Here is a 21383-nt window from a genome sequence, read left to right on the forward strand (position 1 = left end):
ATGAAAACATTATTTCTACTACCCGACACATGGGATCTGACCCTTGATGTATCGGGAAACCTCGCTATTGCCTCTGAACAGTATGAGACGGCTCAATCAGTTGCTAATAAGTGCCGAGTGTTTATGAAAGACCTCTATTACTCACAAAATGAGGGGATTCCTTATTTGGAGGATATCTTAGGTAAGAATCGCTACTCGCTTTCTCTATACCGGCAGAATTTAGAAGAGGCTGCGCTTTCCGTTCCTAATGTCGTTACGGCTACCGCTGAATTATCAACGGCAAATGACAGAGTGGTTAGAGGCAGGATTTTATTCACTGACAATAAAGGAAACAAAGGGAGTATTTCATTATGATCCCACCAGTACAAATACTTCCTCAAGGTATCGTCGCACCAACTACTCAGGAAGTAATAGATGGTTTATGGCAGTTAATGAAGGGGTGTTTTGGTGAGAACATCAATACATCGATGGATACACCACAGGGCCAGTTAGTCACCACGTTATCAGCCGTTATTACTGATGAACGAAACTTTATGATTAACCTATTAAACAGCTTTGACCCACGCTATGCATCAGGTCAAATGCAGGACGCGCTAGGTTACATCTACTTTATGCAACGAAAACAAGCGACACCTTCTGTAGCTGAATTAACTTTTAACGGATTGAGTGGTGTTGTGATACCTGCAAACTACCAAGTTAGTGATGATAGAGGGTTATTCTGGTCAACATCTGAAGAGTCAGTAATTAATGAATCTGGCGTTGCAGTAGTTAAGGCTAACTGTTTAACCTCAGGCGCTATCGATGCACCAGTAGGTGTTATTAATCAACTAACTAAAAGCATCAGTGGACTGGATTCGGTATCAAACAGAACTGCAGGAATACCGGGTAGAAATGCTGAAAGTAGACAAGAGTTCGAATATCGCAGATCTGAATCTGTCGCAAAGAACGCCAAGAATACCAATTCAGCAACTTATGGTGCAGTAGCTAATCTAAAAGGCGTTATTGATTGCTATGTTGTTGATAACCCATCAGATGCAACTATTCAGGTGGGTAAAACAAAATACTCTTTAATCAGAAACTCAATCGCTGTTTCAGTTGTTGGTGGAGATAACGAAGAAATTGCACAGCAAATATTAACGAAAGCTGGTACTGGGTGCTCGTTCGTAGGTAACACAACAGTTACTTATGAAGATAAAGAAAACTTTCCTTACATGCCACCTAAGTACACAGTTAAATTTATTCGACCAACGGATATCGCTGTTACATTCACAATTACCGTTGAAGATAAAACCCAATTAACTCACCAAGCAAAACAAGCCATCATCAAAGCTATTACTGAAGAGTTCACGACTGGTAGAGGGAAAGGACAGATAGGCAAGCGATTAATTGCGAGTGATTATGTATGTGGCGTGGCGCAAGCAACAACCTCACGATTAATCAATATTCAGGTTAGTAGAAAAGGCTCTGCTTTGGCGAGTTACATTGATTTTGGGATAGATGAGTTTCCAGTGTTATCGGTAGATGACATAAGGATAGAGTAATGATTGATATTAGAGAAACATTACTCAGCCAATATGCCAACTCTCCTAATATCCTCGCAATACTAAAATCAGCCAATCAAGCCATCGACCCACGTAGCCATGTAGAAGAATTCTACAATATGGCGGTCAACTTACATTCTGCTGTTGGGTTTGGTCTGGATATATGGGGGAGAATAGTTGGCATTGGTAGAGGGCTTTCAATTCCAGATCCTGACGATAATTACTTCGGGTTTGAGGGAACGGAAAAATTTAGCCCTTTTGGGCAAGCGCCTTTTTTTGGAGGTAATCCTGGTGATGTGACTTATGAAATGTCTGATGACACTTATCGTGAAGTTATCATCATAAAAGCCTATTCAAACATCCTTTATGCAACAGCACCAAATATTAACGCTTTTCTTAAAGCCTCGTTTCCGAGAGGAAAAGCATATTACCTGATCACTGGTCACATGCAGGCAAGATATGTATTTGAGTACCGGCTATCAGAATTAGAAAAGAACTTAATATTTCATCACAACATTTTGCCACGCCCATCAGGTGTTGATGTTGGTGTAAATGAACTCCCTACAAATGAATATTTTGGATTCTACGGCAGTGGATTCCAACCATTCAATCAAGCGCCTTTCACTAAATAGGTAAGAAATGAAAAATCCAAAATTAATATCTAAGCCTTTCGCACAGAACGGGCAGAAAAATGTCATCCCTGAAAAATACGAAACAAGCATGGAAAGCAACCAAGCGACATGGGATCAGGGGTTTGGTCAGATAACCATGCTACCAGTTAGTGCAGGTGGCTTGCCACCTAAAGGGCAAGACTTTAACGGCATCCTGAATCAGATGTGTGAAACCATCGTTCATATCTCAAAGGGTGGTGTATTTAAATTCTCTGCTGATTATGCAACAGCTATTAATGGCTACCCAAAAGGGGCAATTCTTCAATCAGAAGATGAGAAAAAATACTACCAAAGCATAATTGATAATAATAAGGTCAACTTCAACACAGCAAACCAAGAACAAATAAAAACATCTTGGAAACTGGTAATGACTGATGATTTACTTGATCAACTATCAAAAAAACTAGAATCATCTGCAATCGTACAATCCACAGGCACATCAAAAACAAGCGTAATGAGCCAGAAGGCGTCTACTGATGCGTTCCAACCGAAAGGCACATACCCAACAACATCAGAGATGAATGTTGAGCTTAATAAAAAGGTTGATAAAGCCAGCATTTCTCAGCAATTAGCAAATGATGTTAATAAAGTGCCCAGCTTGGATTTGGTGACTAAAGAGTTGGGTGGCAAACAGCCGAAAGGGGATTATGCCAATAAGTCGTCAACATCTCGTCAGTCTTTTAGCGGTTCCTTGTTTGGAACAACACTTGCTGGATCTGAATCAAACAATAAATTAAATAGCCTGTATTTTGTTACTTATGATAGCGGTGCAAAGTACATTCGAATGGAGAGTGACGGTAAAACAATAGACCTCACCTTGCCAGACGAATCAGGGGTAATTTCACTTAATAGCTATTCATATAGCAAAAATGAATCAAATGAAAGATTCCAACCGAAAGGCACATACCCAACAACATCAGAGATGAATGTTGAGCTTAATAAAAAGGTTGATAAAGCCAGCATTTCTCAGCAATTAGCAAATGATGTTAATAAAGTGCCCAGCTTGGATTTGGTGACTAAAGAGTTGGGTGGCAAACAGCCGAAAGGGGATTATCAACCAGCAGGTAGTTACGCGTTAAAATCAGATTTAAACAATTACCAACTAAAAGGAAATTATGCACAAGCAGGGAGTTCATATACCAAGTCCGAGAGTGATGCGCGTTATGAAAAAAGTGGAATATATAAACAATGGCGAAAAGTAGGGGATTTTAACGGTGCGTCAGCGGTCATTGAGATAACTTTAAGCGAGAGCATTTTAGGTAAGTATGTTTATGTGCAGAGGGATGGTAGTGGAGACACATATACAGGATTTCTCGTCCCACCAATACCCAACTTAAAAATTGCAGTGGCTGTGCATGCCGCGGCTTTTTGGGAGTTTATAGTATCTACTGATGGCAAGAAACTAAAACTCAATGACAGCACTTACGGTAGTGCTAAAGGGGTTTATGTTTTAGATTAATTTTCTTTCAAATACTGCACCGATTTTCCATCCGGTAACTTCTTACTTCTCTCACGATAAAACGCTAGTCGTTCATTAAAGCACTCGCGCAAATGTGCTGGTTGTTGTCGTTCAACTTCTGAGGCAACAATTGGCATATTGAGGCGTTCTTTATATGCGACACCTGAAGCAGCTAAATCGACATTAATTTTGTCTTTTTCTTCTTGAGTTAGGTTTGCGAGGTTCATAACAGATCCGGTTAGTTTTTGGAGAGTATAGCAGGGTGTGGAATTAAAAAATCAGAGGTGGTATAAAAGTATCACCTTTCTTTTTTTTATCCTCATGTCCTTATCAAAAAATAACCTCTAAAAATCCGAAAGGGGTATTTATGGGGGTATGAAAATTTATCTTTATATTTATTTGTATTTAAATCAACGTGTTAATCTCTTTGTTTTATTCTCTCCTCCGCATTCCAACAAAATCATTGTCTCCTGAAGTCTCTTGAAAGCTCTACCATTTGTTGTATAGTTTTTTGTATAGAATTACCCTATACAAAACTGGTGATTTATGAAGCTAACGGACATGGCGATTAAAAAAGCCAAACCACGCGAAAAAGTCTATTCACTGGGTGATGGCAACGGACTGTCTTTAATTGTTGAACCTAATGGATCAAAAGGGTGGAGATTCAGATATCAGTTCAATGGTAAATCAAAGATGATATCGCTTGGCATATACCCTGTTATTACATTAAATGAAGCTAGAGAAAAAAGGGATAGTGCTAGAAAACTAGTTGCAAATGGAACTGATCCAGCTGAGGCAAGAAAAGAAGAAAAGGATAAGGCTAGTGGCCAATCAGAGAACACATTTAAAAAGATAACTTTAGAGTGGTTTAATGGAAGGAAAGACCGATGGTCTGAGGGTTATCGTGATGACATGATGGAGGCATTTGAAAATGATGTTTTCCCACATATCGGAGATCGCCCAATAACAGAGATTAAACCTCTCGAATTGCTTGAAGTGCTTTCGATAATGGAAAAGCGTGGCGTTACAGAGAAATTAAAAAAAGTTCGTCAGCGCTGTGGTGAGGTTTGGAAATACGCCATCATCACTGGACGAGCTGAATATAACCCTGCACCAGATTTAGCCAGCGCGTTTATTCCACATCAACGAGAGAATTACCCGTACCTATTAGCCGATGAATTGCCAGAGTTTTTATCTTCAGTAGATAAATTTCAAGGAAGTCAGATAGTAAGAACTGCTTTAAACATCTTAATGCTTACCGGTTTAAGACCGGGAGAGTTGCGAAAATCAGAATGGTCATTTATCGACTTTGAAAGCAAGACATGGAAGTTACCAGAACAAATAATTATGAATAGCTGCCTGCGCCTGAGCTTGCACCAGACGGAAAATATCTTGGTTAATTTTCATAATTTATCTTACGATAATTAGACCTAATGAAATGACTACGAATAGAAGTAGGGCACTGAATATAGTGTCTATGTTCATGCGAAATTCTCACTATTGAGATAGCGATTGTTATTTGGTTTCTCTGGTGTTGGTGCTGTGGGTAAAACTAGAAGTTCTTGGCGTGGTACTCTTCGAGTAATTTGGCGATATCAGATTCCCTAAATGAACCGCCATGTTCATCATTTGACTCTTCTATCTAAAGCTGACCATCTCCAAACTGTGAAATAGTCATCTTGCCGATAGTTACTGCTTGAATTGGCTTATTGTGGCCTGCCATCGGATTATCGTCACTCCGAATAGTATGTCTGTTTCGGTATTCAAATGGATGTGAACCAATGTGCCATGGTGTTTTACTACCTTCAAATTCCATATCACCCCCTAGCCTTTAACATTGCATCTGCAACACGATACGCATCCCGCGATATCCATTCAGCTGATTTGTCATTGACGTTATCAAGCTGAGCCGGATTAGCTAAATTCCTTGCATAGTAGCCATTGTGAACTTGTCGCGTAATGATGCTGAGGTAATAGATCTATCACTCTTGTAATGTGCATCGTAGTTTTTATCTGTCATACTCCCTCCGTTATTAACAAAAATACTGATATAATCCATTTAGTTAAAAATTAAATGGATTTATGATTATGAAATTACTTATCGTTGCTGCACTCTTATTCTCTACACCTGTTATGGCCGCAAATCAGTACAATCCTGATAATGTTTGTTTGAAATTTGAATCTAGTAATGCGTCAAAAGAAGTTAGATGCAAATCTATTAGCACGGCTTCAATAGTCGATAATGATGATCATGGGCAAGTCTTGTCTGTATCAGTGTATAGGCGACAGGCCATTCATGATTACAATCAAGAATACAATCATAGTGAATCAAAAATTTATATTATGAATGAAGAGTTTAAGCTTCAATTCGAAACAGATAAAAATGTAATAATGGATTTAATGCTAATACTTGATAATCAGCGTAAAAGTAAAGCGGCAGAGGAGTTGATTTCATGTCATGATTATTTACGTTCAAACAAACTATTATCTCGCAGTTAGTATTTTGTATCTCCTATCTATTAATCAACTCACCACAGCCCACAGAATGGTTTGTAATTAGTTAACTCATAGCTGCCCATTCACGAGCTTGTCGGCGCATCATTAATGCAAGCTGTACCCAACTTTTACGAACTATTGGATTTTTTAGATCTGACTTAGCGTAACCCATATATTTACGCTGAGATTCTTTGCATTCTTGTGCAAATCGATTGGTTGTTATCATATCTACCTCGCCGTAGCCCCGAACTCACGGCTCGGCTGTTTTGTTTTAACTCCTGAAAATACAGCTACATTAGGTAAGCAACAGTTATCTCCACTTGGATAATGCTTTGTTGGCTTGAGAGATAGAACTGGGCGTTCTGGTTTATCAACGCCAAATATCGAATCCCATATTTCTTCCACTTAGCGATTTTTCTATTTAGCTTTTAACTCATTACGTTGCTTGTAGTATTCTCCGTTGCGCTTATATCTACGTATATTTAAATTATCTTTAGCTGGTAAGAAAGTAATAGTTGCCATATTTGCCTCCTAAGTGATCTTTGGTGATTGGCGGTAGGTGCTGATCTCCTACTTACAAGCCATGCCGAGGTAAACAGCTTTCTCGCCTCCCTAAATATCAGTTATTACGACCCAGTATACGATTGATGCGCCAAGTGGTTCTATGGATGGTTCCAGTCGTCCAACAGTTGCATTATCAACGCTGATCAACAAACACAACTTACCTATTTCAGCACAGCAAGCCTATAAATGATTAGCCGAACTAGGCATTGTTGAGCGTTTATCACGTCCAAGTACGAAAACAGCCAACAAAATGAAAGAGTTTTGGTCTGTTACTGCTAGAGGACGTCAATTTGGGAAGAATATGACCAGCCCTAATAATCCTCGCGAAACCCAACCGCATTTCTTTGAGAGTAAAACGGATGAATTGATCCGCATGGTGATGCTGAATAAACAGGTGAGTGCATGAAATTATTAACGCCTTATATTCAGCCAGAACTTGGTGTTGTGTTGCTTAAACCTGGTGCTGAATTACTTGAGTAATTTAAAAATCACCATCGTGTGATTATTAGTGATGTGCCTAAAAGTTTAGACGTGTTGCCCTCAGGCGCATTAACGGGTGATGAACAGCCAATTTTAAACAATAAGCACATCATTCAATTTCTTAATAGCAAAAAAGTAATCCACACCATAGATCAAGTATCACCGATGGATACGTGGGTTATCTGTAATATCAAATGCTACCAGATTGATAAAGATGAAGATAATTATCATCACCATGAGTTAGTAACGACATTTAATGAGGCTGGCGTGATCCGCATTTGTTGGCATCACGATAATCATATTCGTCATTCATCATGACGAGTTACATCGAGACCCGAAGCAATGGGAAGTCACTCACGGCAATCAAATCGAATTGTTATTTCATTTTTTAAACCGTTCATTAGGTATCGGTGCATTTATTTAACGTGTGTACGGCACGAGGAGTATTAGCATGAAATTAGAGTCAGCATTAAAACAGTTTTATCCAAAGTCACCGATGCTCACCGATACACCAAACTGTACAGATCCCAATAGAATGAAATGAATGGATACTGCAGGTGCGCTTGGTATGACAGAACAGTGCGCTAAGTTTGGCATGTCTGCTTTTTTTGCTAAGAATGACGTGAATGAAAAAGATAAGTTCAGCATAGTAGAGCAGTTAACACAATATGCACTTAAAGTGACACCAAGGCTGGTGGCGAAATCGGCGGGTAATAAGTTGGGCTACTGTTTAGTGATCCTCGCTAAAATGGTGTTTGAAGATTATGTCCGTTCAGCAGGTTCGGTTTGTGAATGTTCTGCGTGTGCAGGCAAATGACTAATTTACAGTCGCAAAGATGTCGTTAAGTACCAAGGGAAAACAAGTATTGATGGAACTGTCATCATTGAGCCTTGGACTGAAAAATAAAATGTCGGTGAGTTGTGCGAAACGTGCAATGGAAAAGGAAAACTAACCTATCGTTGTCGCTGTAAAGGACGCGGAAAGGTTTTAGATGAAGAGTAAACGGAATTATAAGGCGGTGTACCTGTATTTAAAGATTGCCCTCGCTGTGCGGGCAGAGGATATAAGTGAATGCCTTCTTCAGCCGCATATCAAGCAATTAGTAAACTATTACCAGAGCTTAATGAAAGGACGTGGCGTAGAAATTGGAAGCCATTCTATGAGAAGTTAATTAGCAAATGCTTTATCGAAGAAAGTTTAGCTGAACAGTCATTTGGTAGTGTTACGAGAGATTAATATAATTCGATAATGGAGCAATAACCTGCTCCATTTTGATTTTGATTGAGATAAATATTAGTCAATAGTTTGGATATCTCCATTGTTATTAACGAAAATTTTTGAACCTGGTATTTTCATTGATATGAGTGCAATCTTGGATAGTGTAACTTTATTTGGGTACACTTTATTGATGGTTTTATGTGTTTCTTTGAGTAAATTAATTTGCTGTTGACCCGACATATTACCAAATCCTTGTGCTTTTAAATACCCAGTAACATTAATATATTTATTGGATGGGAATAAATTCGGGCTATTACTAAAATTTTCCTTCTTATTTTGTAATCTATCTTTTTCTAATTGGTCTAACAGTGCTAGATTCTGTTCATAAATTCTACGGGCTAAAGGATCAGTTATCTCATTTTTTGTATTTTGATTTTTGTTGTTTAGCTCTCTTTCAATTAATCCAATATTTCCATCATCATTAACTAGTGGTATTGCTAGGCAATTTAATGATGTAACTATAGTAAAAATAAAAGTAGTTAATTTCAGCATAAAATATAACCTTAGTTTATTACTTAAAAGTATACGATGCGTTATGGCCTAATTTAGATACCTGCTTTTGTTAATTATTATAACTATTGCGTTACTGATGCATTGGGTATCCAGTACTTATCTTGTGATATTTTCATCGCTTTAGAAAAAAAACTTAGCAGCCTTAGAATCACCTATAATCAATAGTAATTTGTATTAAGTATATAAAGCGTTATTGGTATTGTATTTATTTATATTTAAATTGTAATTTGCAATTTGTCCGTAACTGCCTTATCTATTTTAAATAGTGGGCGATTTATTACTTACCACACTGAATTTTATCAAGACCTCGCTTCGGCGGGGTTTTTTGTTATCTGCAACCTGTAAATAATCATTACAGGTCACATATTAGTTATTAAGGCGTCTTGTTTAATTGTTTTTCGGGGAAAGTAAAAGCATTACTCCAGCGCCTGCCAAAAGGCCAGAACAAGTTCGGTTAAAGATAGTTTTAGCCTTTGGTTTATTGAGTAATTTTTTCATGTGCAAACCCAACAAGGCGTACAACATGATCGCTATGAATTCAAGAAGCAAAAATAGTGAACCAAGCACTAAAAACTGTTGGCCAGCCTCAATTTGAGGGTTAATAAACTGAGGAAGAAAGGCTGTGAATATTAGGATTGCTTTTGGGTTTCCTGCTGCCACAAAAAACTCCTGTTTTGCTAATTTAAATATGGATGTATCCCATTTGGATTCGGTGATACTGAATTCAGAGGTTGGGGATTTCCATAATTGGTATGCTAGCCACAGAAGGTAAGCAACTCCAGCAAATTTAATTGTGCTGAAAATGACTTCTGATGTTTGTAATACTACAGCTAGTCCAAACGAAGCCAGAACAATCATAATCACAAATGCGAGCAATCTACCGAGACCTCCAGCACATGAATGAGTGAAGCCATAGTATGCTGCATTATTAATTGAAAGTAGGTTGTTTGGTCCCGGCGCGAGATTTAAAGCAAAGCAGGCTGGGATAAAAAGAAGTAGTGTTGAAAGTTCCATATAATTCCATTTGTATTTTTTAATGAGTGTTTGCAAGTTAATCATACATATAAGCTGAAAAGAATCATTCAGAAGATCGCTTAGGCGGTCTTTTTTCGTATATGCCGACCACAGAATCAATCACAACACCTCACATTCACACAAAAGCTGTGAGTCGGCTTTCTATTAACTAGTTCCTCCAAATAGGGGGTGAGTATGAATCATATGAAACAAACCCCTGAATTTTGGGATCAGGTATTCCAAGTTATCGCTGCTCATAAAGAGCAAGGAATTAGCGCATCACTAGCAACTGGTCGTGGTAAGTACAACGGCGGTGGCTGGAAGAAAACATTATTTGATGGCGGCTATGTGCGCGTTGTTTGCATGGTTTGTAAAAGATCTCCTAACGCTACTAGGTCTTAATCATGACTTGGCATATCTGTCTAGTGTATTCATTGGATATGTCGGTGTAGATGGGTTAAGCAAACTCATTAAGGGTAAGGCAGGGCTGAGAAATGACTAAATCTAATCGTGAGCCGGCTCGCGGTGAGCGCAACAATAACCCCGGCAACATTGACTATAACCCACGTAATAAATGGAAAGGTTTGGTCGGTATTGAAACGGGAGTGCCTAACCCTCGATTCTGTGTCTTTGAGTCGCCAGAGTATGGCATCAGAGCAATTTATAAACTAACTCAAACATATCAACGTAAATATGGTTTGAACTCAGTATCAGCAATTGTTAATAAGTACGCACCGCCAATTGAGAACAATACCAATGGCTATATCACTCGCGAATCGAAAGAGATTGGTGTTGGCATTAATGACAAGATAGACACTCAATCAAAACAGGTTGCTATCTCTTTAGCAAAAGCAATCGTAGGCGTTGAGCTTGGGTATCAGCTTTATGCAGATAGGGTTTATGAAGATGCTTGGTTATTGCTATGAGTAAATATATCCCATGGTTTTTTCTCTTACTTTTAAGTGCTCTATTAATGGTATTAAGTTTATCAAATGCAAAAATAAAAACGTTAAGTAACGAGAATGAATCACTCAGCAAGGATTTGTCTGAGCAAATTAATATTAATAGCAATTATAAAGAGCGCATTGATAAGTTAAATAAACTCGATAGTGATCATCAGCAGGAGCTTTATAATGCAAAGAATGAAATAAGTCGCTTGCGTGATATTAGTAAGCGTAATCCTAAGCGGGTGTATATCAAAGCCGAGTGTCCAAAGAGCGCCTGTAATTTCGCCACCAGCTTGGATGATGCAACCACCGCCCGACCTACTGACACTGCTATCAGAAATTATTGGCTACTCAGAGAGCGAATTGCAGAGTCAGAGTAAGTGATTAAAGGGTTGCAAGATTATATTAGGACGGAGTGTTTACGATGAATGAAGATAAAGAGGTGCTTGCTTCAAAAATAGAATCATTCATGAAAGAGAGTGAGCCTCTTGAATACAAATATGATGCTTCTGGTAGCAAATACGCACATTATTTTTCATTAAAACTCGCAGAACATCTATTACAAAAAAGCAATATGGACAATTGATAATCCAATAGCAAAAATATACCTAGAATCTAATAACTTAGATAAGGTAACTATTAGTTAGAATCTAATTATAAATATTAATAAAGTTTTAGGTTACTTTTCCGATATATATTTCTTCACAAATATACTAGGAGGCTATATGGAATTTTCAGTATTAGTAACATTTGACCTTAATTATTGTAAAACTACAGAGTATAGAGTGATGGAAAGAACACTAACTGATCTGGGTTTTGAAACATCTTCAGATCGTTCAGGGTTAGACTTACCAAGTAATACTTATTTGGGGGTTGTGGAAGTTGCTGATGTAGTGTTGGATATTGATGATATAAAGCTAGGCGCGGAAGGTGCAATTAATCTTATTTCAACTAAGCTCAGAAATGCTATCAAAGCAGTGGGGAAAACAGGGAAATTTTATGTTACTGCTTCACCCAAAAGTATGACGGTTGATTACTGCTCTAGATAATTTTAACTTTAGAACATATATTTAATATCACAAAGCCTGCTTTTGAAGTGACCCCCAATAGTTGGACAACCAATTACTGGGGGTTTTCTTATTGTGTAAGGAATATAAAAAACAGGAACACTGCATTGCAAAATGACACTGCGCCGTTATATGTACCCATTGTTTATCATTGGCGCCACTGGTTAGTGAAGCTCTGCTACAAGAAAGAAATTGTGTTTGAAGGCCAAGAAGTGGGGTTGAGTAGTGAGTAAATATCACGTAATAGCAACTAAGAAACCCAAGGATAGGGACTATAAACGTATAGGTGGTAAGAAAAAAGTTCTAGCTATCGGTATCTACCCGATGATAATTCTCGCCAAAGCTAGAAAATTAGTTAGAGAATCAATCCAGTTTTATAATGAAAGGAGACCACATTTGTCATTAAATTATAAAATGCCTGATGAGGTTTATTGAGCGTTTTATGCCTGAAAGGTTGTCAATCTATATCAGGATTAGTCAATTTATTCCATAAAATGAAGCTTCATATTTAGGTTTTTCATTGCTGTAAATAAGTACAGTAACGCTTATTGGTTTTTAAATGGTTAAATATCTCTCATCAATTTATGGGGATATTATAAGTATGAGTACGAAGGCGTTTGATTTAAATATAGAGAAAATATTGGAAAACTGGAAAGTTAGACATGCAGTTAGAGAGATCATTGCTAATGCATTAGATGAGCAGATATTAACGAATACAGATCAAGTTCAAATATCAAACAATGGGAATAACTGGATTATCAGGGATTTTGGTAGAGGCATCACTTATACTCATTTAACTCAGAACGAGAATCAAGAAAAACTAAATGCTCGAAATGTTATTGGTCGATTCGGCATAGGGCTAAAAGATGCTTTGGCAACATTTGAGCGACATGGGATTGAATGCTTAATAAAATCAAAGTATGGCATTATAAAAACTACAAAAATGACCAAGCAGGGTTTTGGCGATATAACTACGCTACATGCAATTATTGAAGAGCCACTAGATACAGAATTTATTGGTACAGAAGTAAAGTTAAGTAACATTGATGACAATGAAGTAGAGGAAGCTAAATTACTTTTTCTTAACTTCAGTGGCTCTAAAGTTATAGATACCACTGGGTATGGGCAGGTAATTGAGAATAATGGTGATGAAGGAAAAATTTATATAAATGGTGTGTTAGTTGCCAGAGAAGAAAACTTTTTGTTCTCATACAATATTACTCGTCTTAATACCCAATTAAAAAAATCAATTAATAGAGAAAGAACTAATGTTGGTCGTAGTGCTTATACTGACACAGTAAAAAGAATCCTATTATCGTCTAAGAACGAAGTTGTGATCGATAAGCTTGCTGATGATATGGCTGGTTATGAATATGGAACTATGCATGATGAGTTATCATGGATTGATGTGCAAGAGCATGCTGTATCGATTTTGAATTCATCAGAAAGTGTGATGTTTGTTACTTCTGAAGAGGGGATGATGCATAGTTCTCTGATTGATGAGGCTAGGGCGAACGGAGTAAGAATAGTCACTATTCCTCATAATTTAAGAATGCGAATTGCAGACTCTAAAGATATTGAGGGGAACATCATAAATGATATAAATAATTTCAAACAAGTATATAACAATAGTTTTGTATTTTCATTTATAAATGAAACGGCACTTTCTAAAGCAGAAAAAGAAATTTATCAATATAAGAATGAAATAGTTAGGATATTTGGTGATCTACCTGACGGCGTGGTTGATATACAACTTTCTGATACTATGCGGTTAGATGATATGACAATGAGAGAGACATTAGGCTGTTGGGATCCTAATTCAAAATGTATTGTGCTGTCACGAAAAACACTAAAGTCACTTTCTATGTTTAGTGGAACTCTGGTTCACGAATTAGTACATGCAAAAACTGGACTTCCCGATGTGAATAGAGAGTTTGAGAGTGTGCTCACTGATGAAATAGGCAATGCATATCACTTATTGTTAATAAATAAAAAAAGCAATGAAATTAATGACAATAATATAATAGAAATAAAAAAACCTTGGTATAAGTTTTGGTAATAGCAATAATTAATAGGTGTTAAATCTGCTATCAATTGCATCATAAATAACTAAATTAAAAACAAGTTAATTAACGAGGATGATGTTGTGAAAAAATACTAATTTTTACTGCAATTTTGTTTGCATACACTAATGTATTAGCTGGTGAATGTATTGGTAGTGGCGCATACCGAATATGTACTGATTCAACAAAGAATTCAGACGGAGATGAGACGATCCGATCTCATGATAATCAAGGAAACTCTTATTCAATAACGTCAGGAAATAGAGATAATCCTGATGGATCAACAGAAGTATTTTCTGTTGATAGTGGGGGTAACAAATATTCCATTAAAAGCTGGTGCGATAGTTCGGGCTGTCATACTGAAGATAGTGAAGGAAATAAATGTACGATCACTAAATCAGGCGAAATGATTGGTTGTTAATTATTTTATATATATCGCCAGATACAATGAAAAAGAATTTTGTTTTTCTCAGTATGCCATCGATTGCTAAAGAAAATAGAAAGTTATCGGATGTTGCTGAAGTGGTTTGCGCTAATTATGACGATAAGAATTCGTGCGAGGGATTTGTTAATACGTCAATAATTGTCCGCATTGAGCAAGGTAGAGTTAGTGTGATTTGATGAAAAAATATCTGATGACCAAAAAGATAGATGTAATGAATCTAAGCAGGTATTACAAGCTGCTTAACTAAAAGTGTCCAACTTTATGGGATCACTTCAAGTTAGCAGATTTTTTTGTTTTCTTCATTCTTTACCATATTTAGTTAAAATAAGAACAAAAATTGAATGCCTAAGATCACATATCATGCCTCTTAATTGAGGTTTTTCTGGTTATTTTGATAGTCTCATCAGGAATATTAATATTTCTTGGTGATGACATGAAATCAAAAACATTAGGTTTAGATCTTCTGTATTGGCAATTTGTTGATCTTGCAATAAACAAAGAGTACGTAACAACCGCTGACTTTCTTGGAAAATTCAGAATTAATCAAGAAAGAGTAAATAAAATAATCTCTGAGCTAGAAAAAACGAACGTTATTATTAAAGATAATGAGAAATATAAAGTTATTGGTTTTCCAACAGAATTGAATTGGCGAGAAGTAAGCTCAACACAACTACAAGGTGATGAGTGGTGGCTAAATGAAAAGTATACAAATGTACTGACAATAGAGGAAGGTAAAACATTTGTTTATCAAGATTTTTATAACAGAGGTTTCACTGGGAAGCCTGAATTTCTTATAGATATACATGGTGATATTGCAAAGTATCATCCAGTTAGCTTTGGTGGTGTTAATGAGAGGCTGAGGTATGCATATTTATCAGCTTATTGGCCTAGAGAAACAATAGTTGCTTTTCATTATGATGAGGAAATAAAAACCTTATTTATAGATGTAGACCTGCCAGAAATTGAAGATACGCCTGTATCAAATGGTGAAAGGTTAAAAACCGCAGAAGAATATTATTATGATTACGCAAGGCATGTTCATGCTATCGCTTTAAGAGTATCAGCTATCGGGTTTATGGTTTGCTCAGAAATAGAGAATGTCATAGTGGCTGGGTATTCTCAGATATTTAATCATGAAACTGGTGATGAAGATGATCTCTATTTAATTAATGCAAAATTGAATAGGGATAAGTTTGAAAGGCTTCCTATTAAAAACATCTCCATGTGTGACCCTATTCAGTATCTGTCAGGATTTGAAGCATTAGTTAAAATGAATAAGAATTATAAAATGAATGTAATCGATCTGAAGTGGTAGTTTGCTACTGTAAATAACTATACTAAAAAAAATTAGAAATAGAAGATACTTTAGACACTGATATAGCTGGAGCACTGATAGGTTTTATCTTTAGTTTAATTAGGTATGTTGGTATTTTAGGATATATTCTCATCATCTCAAGAATTGGGGCTTTGGTTAATGATAATTTGGTTGAAAAGCATTAATAGTACATTCAGTTTTTAATACGTAGGATAATAGGAATATTGTTTTTAACTGGTTGTCCTGTTTTTTATGAAATGCAAGGCTAGATATATAGCGCTAAATGGAATTGAAAATATAAAACAAAGTAAGTGATATAGAGCTATTCCACCATGCTTAGCAGGAGTATTTATAAACAATCCAGTATTCCAGAATTTTTTTGTTGTATATTTTAATACGAATTTTTCAGTGATCATTTTTGAGAAAGGAAAAAAAATTGCGCTAGGTATGCTTAAAAGAAGCATTAACAGACTTTCAATAGTGTGATCGTTATAATTAAGATAAATCATCACGAACATCATAAAATAGCCCCAAAACATATTGTTAATATAATATTTTTTAGTCATATCCAGATCCTAATAAATTGCATTCTATAAAGAATAATTATAATAATAACTATTCTTATTTTCAATTTTTTGTTGTTTTTATTTTGGCTAAATTAACTGATTATCCATTCTAAATTATCTGGATTAAATAATTATCTTACCTATTTTTTATGGGTAGTCATTAGTATTTCAGGGCTGTTTTCTTCGTTCTATTTTATAGGTGAGAAAGTAATCAATAAAACTCACCTATTTAATATCAAAATAAATTTAAAGACTTATTTATTGATTTCATTATTTTTAGCTTGAAGATAATCAGTGAGAAATGCTTGTGCATTACCTTCATGGGATATTCCTTCAGAATAATTTACTGATATAGGCTGAGATTCTCCTGGTATATAAAGGTTACCACAGCATTTATTCTCAATAATTAGAGCAACAAATTTGTTTCCATTAATATTTATTGAATACCGAGTATCTCGACTTGTTTTTTCAACCTGCATCTTCTGAATTTTTAAATTCCAGTCATGGTCAATACCTTCGATCTGTACTAATGCTTCATTAGCATTACGATCACCAATACGTAGAGTCCAAACAATCACTCCTTGTTGACCTTTATAGGCAATGACATTATCTGCCACATCAGGGCGTTGCTCTGCATGTGCGCTCCCTATTATACAGGTAAATAATATAACGATTAAAGCTATTAACTTCTTATAATTAGCCATGTTTTTAATCCTAATGTATTGTTATATATAAATAATTATATAAACACCAACATCTATTACTATGAGATTAGTCATCATAATAGATTTATTTATTTTTAAACATAGCACGGAGTGACTATTAGGATATTTCTTGTTTAATTTCCAATATAATATTAATTGTTGTTGAGAGAAAATAACCTTAATTTTTAAAAAAACAATAAAGATTGATACAGAGAAGCTATACTTCTCTGTATTTTTCTTGATTCCATTTACAAAGATAAAATCCGTTCAGATATCAGCGACATTAATTTCTCTGATTGAACATCGGTGATTATCATTGTATTCATACGACATTCATTTAAATTGCTATTATTTTTAGGTGGTCTTAGAGGATCATGGACTGTCGCAAAACTTAAACCAAAAAGTTTGCGTGATTCATATTCAATATCAATATGCCCATTTATACCGGTGAAAATATCTGGGCGGATTAGATAACCTATTACACAGGGATCATGTAAGAAGGGATCAAATGCAGCATATCCACGAGACATTTTTGCTGCTGTTCTAGCAATAACATTACCTTGCTCTAACGACTGGCATAAACCAGCTCGAATATCAGCTTTATGTGTGACATCCAATCCCAACATAGTAATGTGTTCTGCTGTATCAAAAACAATATGTGCCGCGTGTGGATCGACATAAAAATTGAATTCGGCTGCTGGTGTTATATTCCCATTACAAAATGCAGCCCCTCCCATTAGAACAATATCTTTCACATTATCCTTAAGCCTTGGTTCTTTTAGCATTGCCATGGCGATATTGGTAAGTGGTGCTGTCGGGCAAAGGGTGACTTCTTTAGGATTAGACATCACAGTATCAATAATAAAATCGACAGCATGTATATCAGGATAAGTGTAATTAGATTTTGGTAACATCACTCCAGCAAGGCCGTTATTGCCGTGTACTTGTGTTTTGCTTCCCCGACGTGCTATCAAAGGTCGTTCACATCCTTTGGCTAAAGGAATATCAGGCCGTGATACAAATGAAAGAATATTACGTGCATTCTCATGAACTTTATCTAACTCTACATTTCCAGATACTGTTGTGATCCCTAGCACTTTTATTTCTGGTGATGCCAATGCCAGTAAAATAGCAATGGCGTCATCTACACCCGGATCACAATCTATAATAATTTTAGTCATATACTTCTCCTTTGATAACTTACATAACACATTGAATAACAACTAGAATTAAAAAGATGACTCATAAAATAAATATTAGTTAATAAAAATACCGACCATCGTTGCAGATAAGCAACTCACCAACGTTGAACCCACGATCAGTCTAAAACTATTCGCCGCTATCATTTTTCCATGTTCTTTACTGATACTGGCGACACAAGCAATAATCATTCCGACTGAACCAAAATTTGCGAACGAAATTAGGAATACAGAGATAATGGCTTCTGTTCTTGGGCTCAGATTATCCAATTTGATATAGTCAATCATTGCAACAAATTCATTCGTTAAAATTTTTGTAGCAATAATTTGCCCGAATTCAATACTGTCCTGCCAAGGGACGCCAAGCACAAATGCAATAGGAGAGAAAATATAACCAAGAAGACCTTGGAAACTTATTCCTATGAGGTGTAAAAAAATATCATTCAACATGCTAATTAGAGCAATAAAGCCAAGAAGCATTGGAACTATTGCTAGAATTAATTTAAAACCATCGAGCATATGCTCTGTTAGTACTTCAAAAAAACTATGATGTTCATTTTTAGGGCCAGAAAAATTGTTAGATATTTCAATAGGATCGTTAGGGTTAATAATGGAAACAATAACGAAAGTACTAAAAAAGTTTAGGCAAACACCAATAAAAACAAACTGAGGTGATAACATTTGAGTGTAAGCACCCAATATTGCGATATCGACAGTAGATAACGAGCATGCAGCTATTGTGTACATTTGTGGTTTTGTTAAATTGGGTATGTATTCTTTAATCGAAACATATACGGCCATCATACCTACAATGACAGCACTAACTGCTGAAAAAGATTCAAGTTTACCTACTTTGGCTATTTTATTAATAAGGTACCCGATAGTAAGAATAATCAAACGTAGAATACCAAAATATTTTAATATCCCAATAATTGAACAAATAAATACTAAAGGCATTAGAGCAACAATAACGAACACAATAGGTGTTTTTGTGCTTATATCTCCAAATACAAAATCAATTCCTTTATTTGCATGATGTACTAAATATTCTATACCTATATTTGTCGTGTTAAGAATTGTGATCCCAATAGATGTGTGTAGAAGTATAAAAGCAACGGTGGCCTCTATTAATAAAAGAATAAGAATAGGAATAAATTTTCTTTTTATTTTATTAGCATTAAAACTAATTGAAGATGCCACTATAAAAATTAAGAGAAGGCTAATAATGAAAATTAAATATTTCATAACGACCTCGATTATATAATTTATTAACGGGGTGGGTTATTTATGCACTTCCCTTACATACGCTCTTTTTTTAATCTGGCATCAACACTTGTTCTAGATGGCATTGATGATGCACCCTTTTTTTCAACGGCCAATGATGCATAAGCAATAGAAAACTTAATTGCTTCATCCATATTTTTACCTTCTATTAATTTTGCAGCTAAAGCACCAGTGAATGCATCACCAGCACCACTTGTATCAACTACAGATGCACTCATCGCTTTGTAATATTTCATAGTGCTACCATTGAAATAAAGAGCACCACTGTCACCAAGTGTCATTACTATTTCTTTAACACCTAAGTTGTGTATTACTTTTATGGCTTCCTGTGCTGAAATAACGCTATCAATTTTAATGTTTGATATTAATTCTGCTTCTGTTCCATTTGGTATTAATAAATCAATAGATGACAAATGTGAGACAATTTGATCTGAATAGGGCGCTGGGTTAAGAATGACATAACATCCCGATTTTTTTGCTATTTCAATCGCAAACTTGGTCGCATCTATATTATTTTCTAATTGAGTAAGAAAAATCTTTGCAGATTGTAGATTATTAATATCTGAAAGAATTTCAGCTTTAGTGATTGTTGCATTAGCCCCTAGATCAATAATAATACTATTGTTACCAGTGGTATTCTCAACCATAACTAATGCATTCCCGGTCTTTGTATTGGCATCTTTAATTAAGGTATATGAATTTATCTTTGTAGTACCAAAATATTTCTCTGCGGTAGTGCCAAATGAATCGTCGCCTACTTTAACAAAAAAATGCACATGATCATTTAATTCAGCTGCCGCAACCGCTTGATTAGCACCTTTTCCACCAGGGAAAAAGTTTGTAGAGATTGCTTTGATTGTCTCTCCGACAAAAGGAAATCTTTCAACTTCTGTGACAACATCTAAATTGAAAGATCCTAAAATATATAATGAGCATTTATCTGCAGTTTTTTTATCTTTACCTTGTTCTTCGCAATCAATTTGAAGCACTCTGGTTTCATCAATAGTTCTATTTATTATTGGTTCTAATTCAATTTTTTGTAATCTCACTCCACCATGAAATTTAGTTGCTATACCTAATAACTGTAATTCATCTATGTATCTTCTTACGGTTCTTTCCGATACATGAAGTAGAGCACTGAGCTCTTTTACATAGATAGAATTATCTTTCACTAATTTTTTTCTGATAAATGCAATACTACTCTTTTTTTTCATATCACTCCTCGTTTGTTAAAAAATGTTTTACCATTTGTTAAGATAATAGAGGTTAATTAAGTTTATTCTGCTTGAGTAGTCACATTTTTTGCTCGTAATTGGACAGTTATCTGTCCGTTTAGATAAATTTTAAGGAAAATATGTGGATAACGTAGTTTGCTTACGTTGGATGATTATCTAAAATCGTAATGAAATAATTGAAAATTATTTACTGATTTTTGATTTTGTCATCATTGAAATGATTGGGTATCTGGAGAATGGATAGGACATTGATAGCTTTTGGTATCCACTAAAACGTAAAAAGAATACCAATAAAGATATATTAGTGTTATTGCCATTGTCTAACATCTATTCGTTACCTGAAATTGAGAATATTCAGTTTAGAAATAATATCGATAGTATTTTCATATAAAACTTAATCAAATCAAAGTAATTGGCTTAGTAAGATGAAAATCAAACAAATATCAGCGATAACAAGTAAGACGCCAATAAGTGTTCTGACTAAAAGGCATGAAAGTGTTGTAGAAGGAGCCTTAGGAAATAATGCAGAAAAAGACCAATG

The 21383-nt window shown here is 35.6% G+C and carries 28 protein-coding genes and 4 pseudogenes; 21 read left to right on the forward strand and 11 right to left on the reverse strand.

The window, feature by feature from the left end:
• The 4 genes from LW139_RS07105 to LW139_RS07120 are packed head-to-tail and all read left to right on the forward strand — an operon-like array spanning position 1 to position 3671.
• A complete protein-coding gene (locus LW139_RS07105) occupies positions 1-354 on the forward strand; it encodes a hypothetical protein (RefSeq protein ID WP_049206563.1) in 354 nt (117 codons plus the stop codon).
• Positions 351-1541 carry a baseplate J/gp47 family protein gene (locus LW139_RS07110; protein WP_247850913.1) on the forward strand — a complete coding sequence of 397 codons (1191 nt, stop codon included), beginning with the start codon at positions 351-353 and terminating at the stop codon, positions 1539-1541. Before LW139_RS07105 ends, LW139_RS07110 begins: the two co-directional genes overlap by 4 nt.
• Positions 1541-2173, forward strand: coding sequence for a DUF2612 domain-containing protein (locus LW139_RS07115; protein WP_247850914.1), 633 nt, complete (start codon positions 1541-1543; stop codon positions 2171-2173). Before LW139_RS07110 ends, LW139_RS07115 begins: the two co-directional genes overlap by 1 nt.
• Positions 2174-2180: 7 nt before the next feature.
• Positions 2181-3671 carry a hypothetical protein gene (locus tag LW139_RS07120; RefSeq protein ID WP_247850916.1) on the forward strand — a complete coding sequence of 497 codons (1491 nt, stop codon included), beginning with the start codon at positions 2181-2183 and terminating at the stop codon, positions 3669-3671.
• Here LW139_RS07120 and LW139_RS07125 read toward each other — a convergent pair.
• Entirely contained in the window at positions 3668-3898 is a 231-nt protein-coding gene (locus tag LW139_RS07125; RefSeq protein WP_247850917.1) for a DNA polymerase III subunit theta, read from the reverse strand. The two genes, LW139_RS07120 and LW139_RS07125, sit on opposite strands and share 4 nt — an antisense overlap.
• A gap of 319 nt (positions 3899-4217) precedes the next feature.
• Here LW139_RS07125 and LW139_RS07130 point away from each other — a divergent pair.
• Positions 4218-5012: pseudogene (locus tag LW139_RS07130) on the forward strand (tyrosine-type recombinase/integrase); the annotation flags it as partial.
• Between the two features lie 301 nt (positions 5013-5313).
• On the opposite strand, the gene LW139_RS07135 reads toward LW139_RS07130, so the two are convergent.
• Positions 5314-5487, reverse strand: coding sequence for a hypothetical protein (locus LW139_RS07135; protein ID WP_247850919.1), 174 nt, complete (start codon positions 5485-5487; stop codon positions 5314-5316).
• 272 nt (positions 5488-5759) lie between these two features.
• Here LW139_RS07135 and LW139_RS07140 point away from each other — a divergent pair, with 272 nt between their 5' ends.
• A complete protein-coding gene (locus tag LW139_RS07140; RefSeq protein ID WP_247850920.1) occupies positions 5760-6170 on the forward strand; it encodes a hypothetical protein in 411 nt (136 codons plus the stop codon).
• Positions 6171-6231: 61 nt separating this feature from the next.
• On the opposite strand, the gene LW139_RS07145 is transcribed toward LW139_RS07140, so the two are convergent.
• A complete protein-coding gene (locus LW139_RS07145; RefSeq protein WP_247850921.1) occupies positions 6232-6393 on the reverse strand; it encodes a hypothetical protein in 162 nt (53 codons plus the stop codon).
• 2 nt (positions 6394-6395) lie between these two features.
• Positions 6396-6689: pseudogene (locus tag LW139_RS20695) on the reverse strand (hypothetical protein).
• 292 nt (positions 6690-6981) lie between these two features.
• Here LW139_RS20695 and LW139_RS20630 point away from each other — a divergent pair.
• From LW139_RS20630 to LW139_RS20640, 4 genes are all read left to right on the forward strand, one after another.
• Positions 6982-7137, forward strand: a complete 156-nt coding sequence (locus tag LW139_RS20630; protein ID WP_348983672.1) for a hypothetical protein — start codon at positions 6982-6984, stop codon at positions 7135-7137.
• A 107-nt stretch (positions 7138-7244) separates the two neighbouring features.
• Positions 7245-7529: a hypothetical protein gene (locus LW139_RS07155; RefSeq protein WP_247850922.1), complete on the forward strand. Its 285-nt coding sequence runs from the start codon at positions 7245-7247 to the stop codon at positions 7527-7529.
• Positions 7530-7755: 226 nt separating this feature from the next.
• Positions 7756-8028, forward strand: coding sequence for an antitermination protein (locus tag LW139_RS20635; RefSeq protein WP_348983673.1), 273 nt, complete (start codon positions 7756-7758; stop codon positions 8026-8028).
• Between the two features lie 255 nt (positions 8029-8283).
• A complete protein-coding gene (locus LW139_RS20640; protein ID WP_348983674.1) occupies positions 8284-8448 on the forward strand; it encodes an antitermination protein in 165 nt (54 codons plus the stop codon).
• Positions 8449-8505: 57 nt separating this feature from the next.
• On the opposite strand, the gene LW139_RS07165 is transcribed toward LW139_RS20640, so the two are convergent.
• Together LW139_RS07165 and LW139_RS07170 are read right to left on the reverse strand one after the other, a co-directional pair.
• A complete protein-coding gene (locus LW139_RS07165; RefSeq protein WP_247850923.1) occupies positions 8506-8982 on the reverse strand; it encodes a hypothetical protein in 477 nt (158 codons plus the stop codon).
• A gap of 408 nt (positions 8983-9390) precedes the next feature.
• Entirely contained in the window at positions 9391-10017 is a 627-nt protein-coding gene (locus LW139_RS07170; protein ID WP_109408906.1) for a LysE family translocator, read from the reverse strand.
• Between the two features lie 195 nt (positions 10018-10212).
• On the opposite strand from LW139_RS07170, the pseudogene LW139_RS07175 reads away from it, so the two are divergent.
• From LW139_RS07175 to LW139_RS07210, 11 genes and pseudogenes are all read left to right on the forward strand, one after another.
• A pseudogene (locus tag LW139_RS07175) lies at positions 10213-10519 on the forward strand (phage holin, lambda family).
• Entirely contained in the window at positions 10512-10943 is a 432-nt protein-coding gene (locus tag LW139_RS07180; RefSeq protein WP_247850924.1) for a structural protein, read from the forward strand. Before LW139_RS07175 ends, LW139_RS07180 begins: the two are co-directional and overlap by 8 nt.
• A 47-nt stretch (positions 10944-10990) precedes the next feature.
• A pseudogene (locus LW139_RS07185) lies at positions 10991-11278 on the forward strand (lysis system i-spanin subunit Rz); the annotation flags it as partial.
• Positions 11265-11348, forward strand: a complete 84-nt coding sequence (locus LW139_RS20700) for a hypothetical protein (RefSeq protein WP_432206650.1) — start codon at positions 11265-11267, stop codon at positions 11346-11348. The pseudogene LW139_RS07185 and the gene LW139_RS20700, both read left to right, overlap by 14 nt.
• A 40-nt stretch (positions 11349-11388) precedes the next feature.
• Entirely contained in the window at positions 11389-11550 is a 162-nt protein-coding gene (locus LW139_RS07190; RefSeq protein ID WP_247850925.1) for a hypothetical protein, read from the forward strand.
• Positions 11551-11689: 139 nt separating this feature from the next.
• Entirely contained in the window at positions 11690-12013 is a 324-nt protein-coding gene (locus LW139_RS07195) for a hypothetical protein (protein WP_247850926.1), read from the forward strand.
• Between the two features lie 125 nt (positions 12014-12138).
• Entirely contained in the window at positions 12139-12264 is a 126-nt protein-coding gene (locus LW139_RS20565; protein WP_279629001.1) for a hypothetical protein, read from the forward strand.
• On the forward strand, positions 12257-12466 hold the full coding sequence (locus tag LW139_RS20705) for an integrase core domain-containing protein (protein WP_432652207.1): 210 nt from the start codon (positions 12257-12259) through the stop codon (positions 12464-12466). Before LW139_RS20565 ends, LW139_RS20705 begins: the two co-directional genes overlap by 8 nt.
• A 166-nt stretch (positions 12467-12632) precedes the next feature.
• On the forward strand, positions 12633-14090 hold the full coding sequence (locus tag LW139_RS07200; protein WP_247850927.1) for an ATP-binding protein: 1458 nt from the start codon (positions 12633-12635) through the stop codon (positions 14088-14090).
• 116 nt (positions 14091-14206) lie between these two features.
• The gene (locus tag LW139_RS07205) at positions 14207-14515 is read left to right on the forward strand and encodes a hypothetical protein (RefSeq protein ID WP_247850928.1); all 309 of its coding nucleotides are present in this window, start codon (positions 14207-14209) and stop codon (positions 14513-14515) included.
• A 457-nt stretch (positions 14516-14972) separates the two neighbouring features.
• Positions 14973-15854, forward strand: coding sequence for a hypothetical protein (locus LW139_RS07210; RefSeq protein WP_247850929.1), 882 nt, complete (start codon positions 14973-14975; stop codon positions 15852-15854).
• Positions 15855-16084: 230 nt separating this feature from the next.
• Here the strand turns inward: LW139_RS07210 and LW139_RS20710 are convergent, their stop codons facing one another.
• The 5 genes from LW139_RS20710 to LW139_RS07230 all read right to left on the reverse strand — a co-directional run bounded on the left by LW139_RS20710 (position 16085) and on the right by LW139_RS07230 (position 20821).
• Complete coding sequence (locus LW139_RS20710; protein WP_166540118.1) at positions 16085-16420, reverse strand: colicin E1 family microcin immunity protein; 336 nt, start codon at positions 16418-16420, stop codon at positions 16085-16087.
• A 254-nt stretch (positions 16421-16674) separates the two neighbouring features.
• Positions 16675-17124, reverse strand: a complete 450-nt coding sequence (locus LW139_RS07215) for a hypothetical protein (protein WP_227336675.1) — start codon at positions 17122-17124, stop codon at positions 16675-16677.
• Between the two features lie 248 nt (positions 17125-17372).
• Positions 17373-18305: a nucleoside hydrolase gene (locus LW139_RS07220; RefSeq protein WP_166540120.1), complete on the reverse strand. Its 933-nt coding sequence runs from the start codon at positions 18303-18305 to the stop codon at positions 17373-17375.
• Between the two features lie 75 nt (positions 18306-18380).
• On the reverse strand, positions 18381-19568 hold the full coding sequence (locus LW139_RS07225; protein ID WP_166540121.1) for a NupC/NupG family nucleoside CNT transporter: 1188 nt from the start codon (positions 19566-19568) through the stop codon (positions 18381-18383).
• A gap of 53 nt (positions 19569-19621) precedes the next feature.
• A complete protein-coding gene (locus tag LW139_RS07230) occupies positions 19622-20821 on the reverse strand; it encodes a ribokinase (RefSeq protein ID WP_247850930.1) in 1200 nt (399 codons plus the stop codon).
• Positions 20822-21383 lie beyond the last annotated feature (562 nt).

The sequence above is a fragment of the Proteus vulgaris genome (genome assembly GCF_023100685.1).
Lineage (GTDB): Bacteria > Pseudomonadota > Gammaproteobacteria > Enterobacterales > Enterobacteriaceae > Proteus.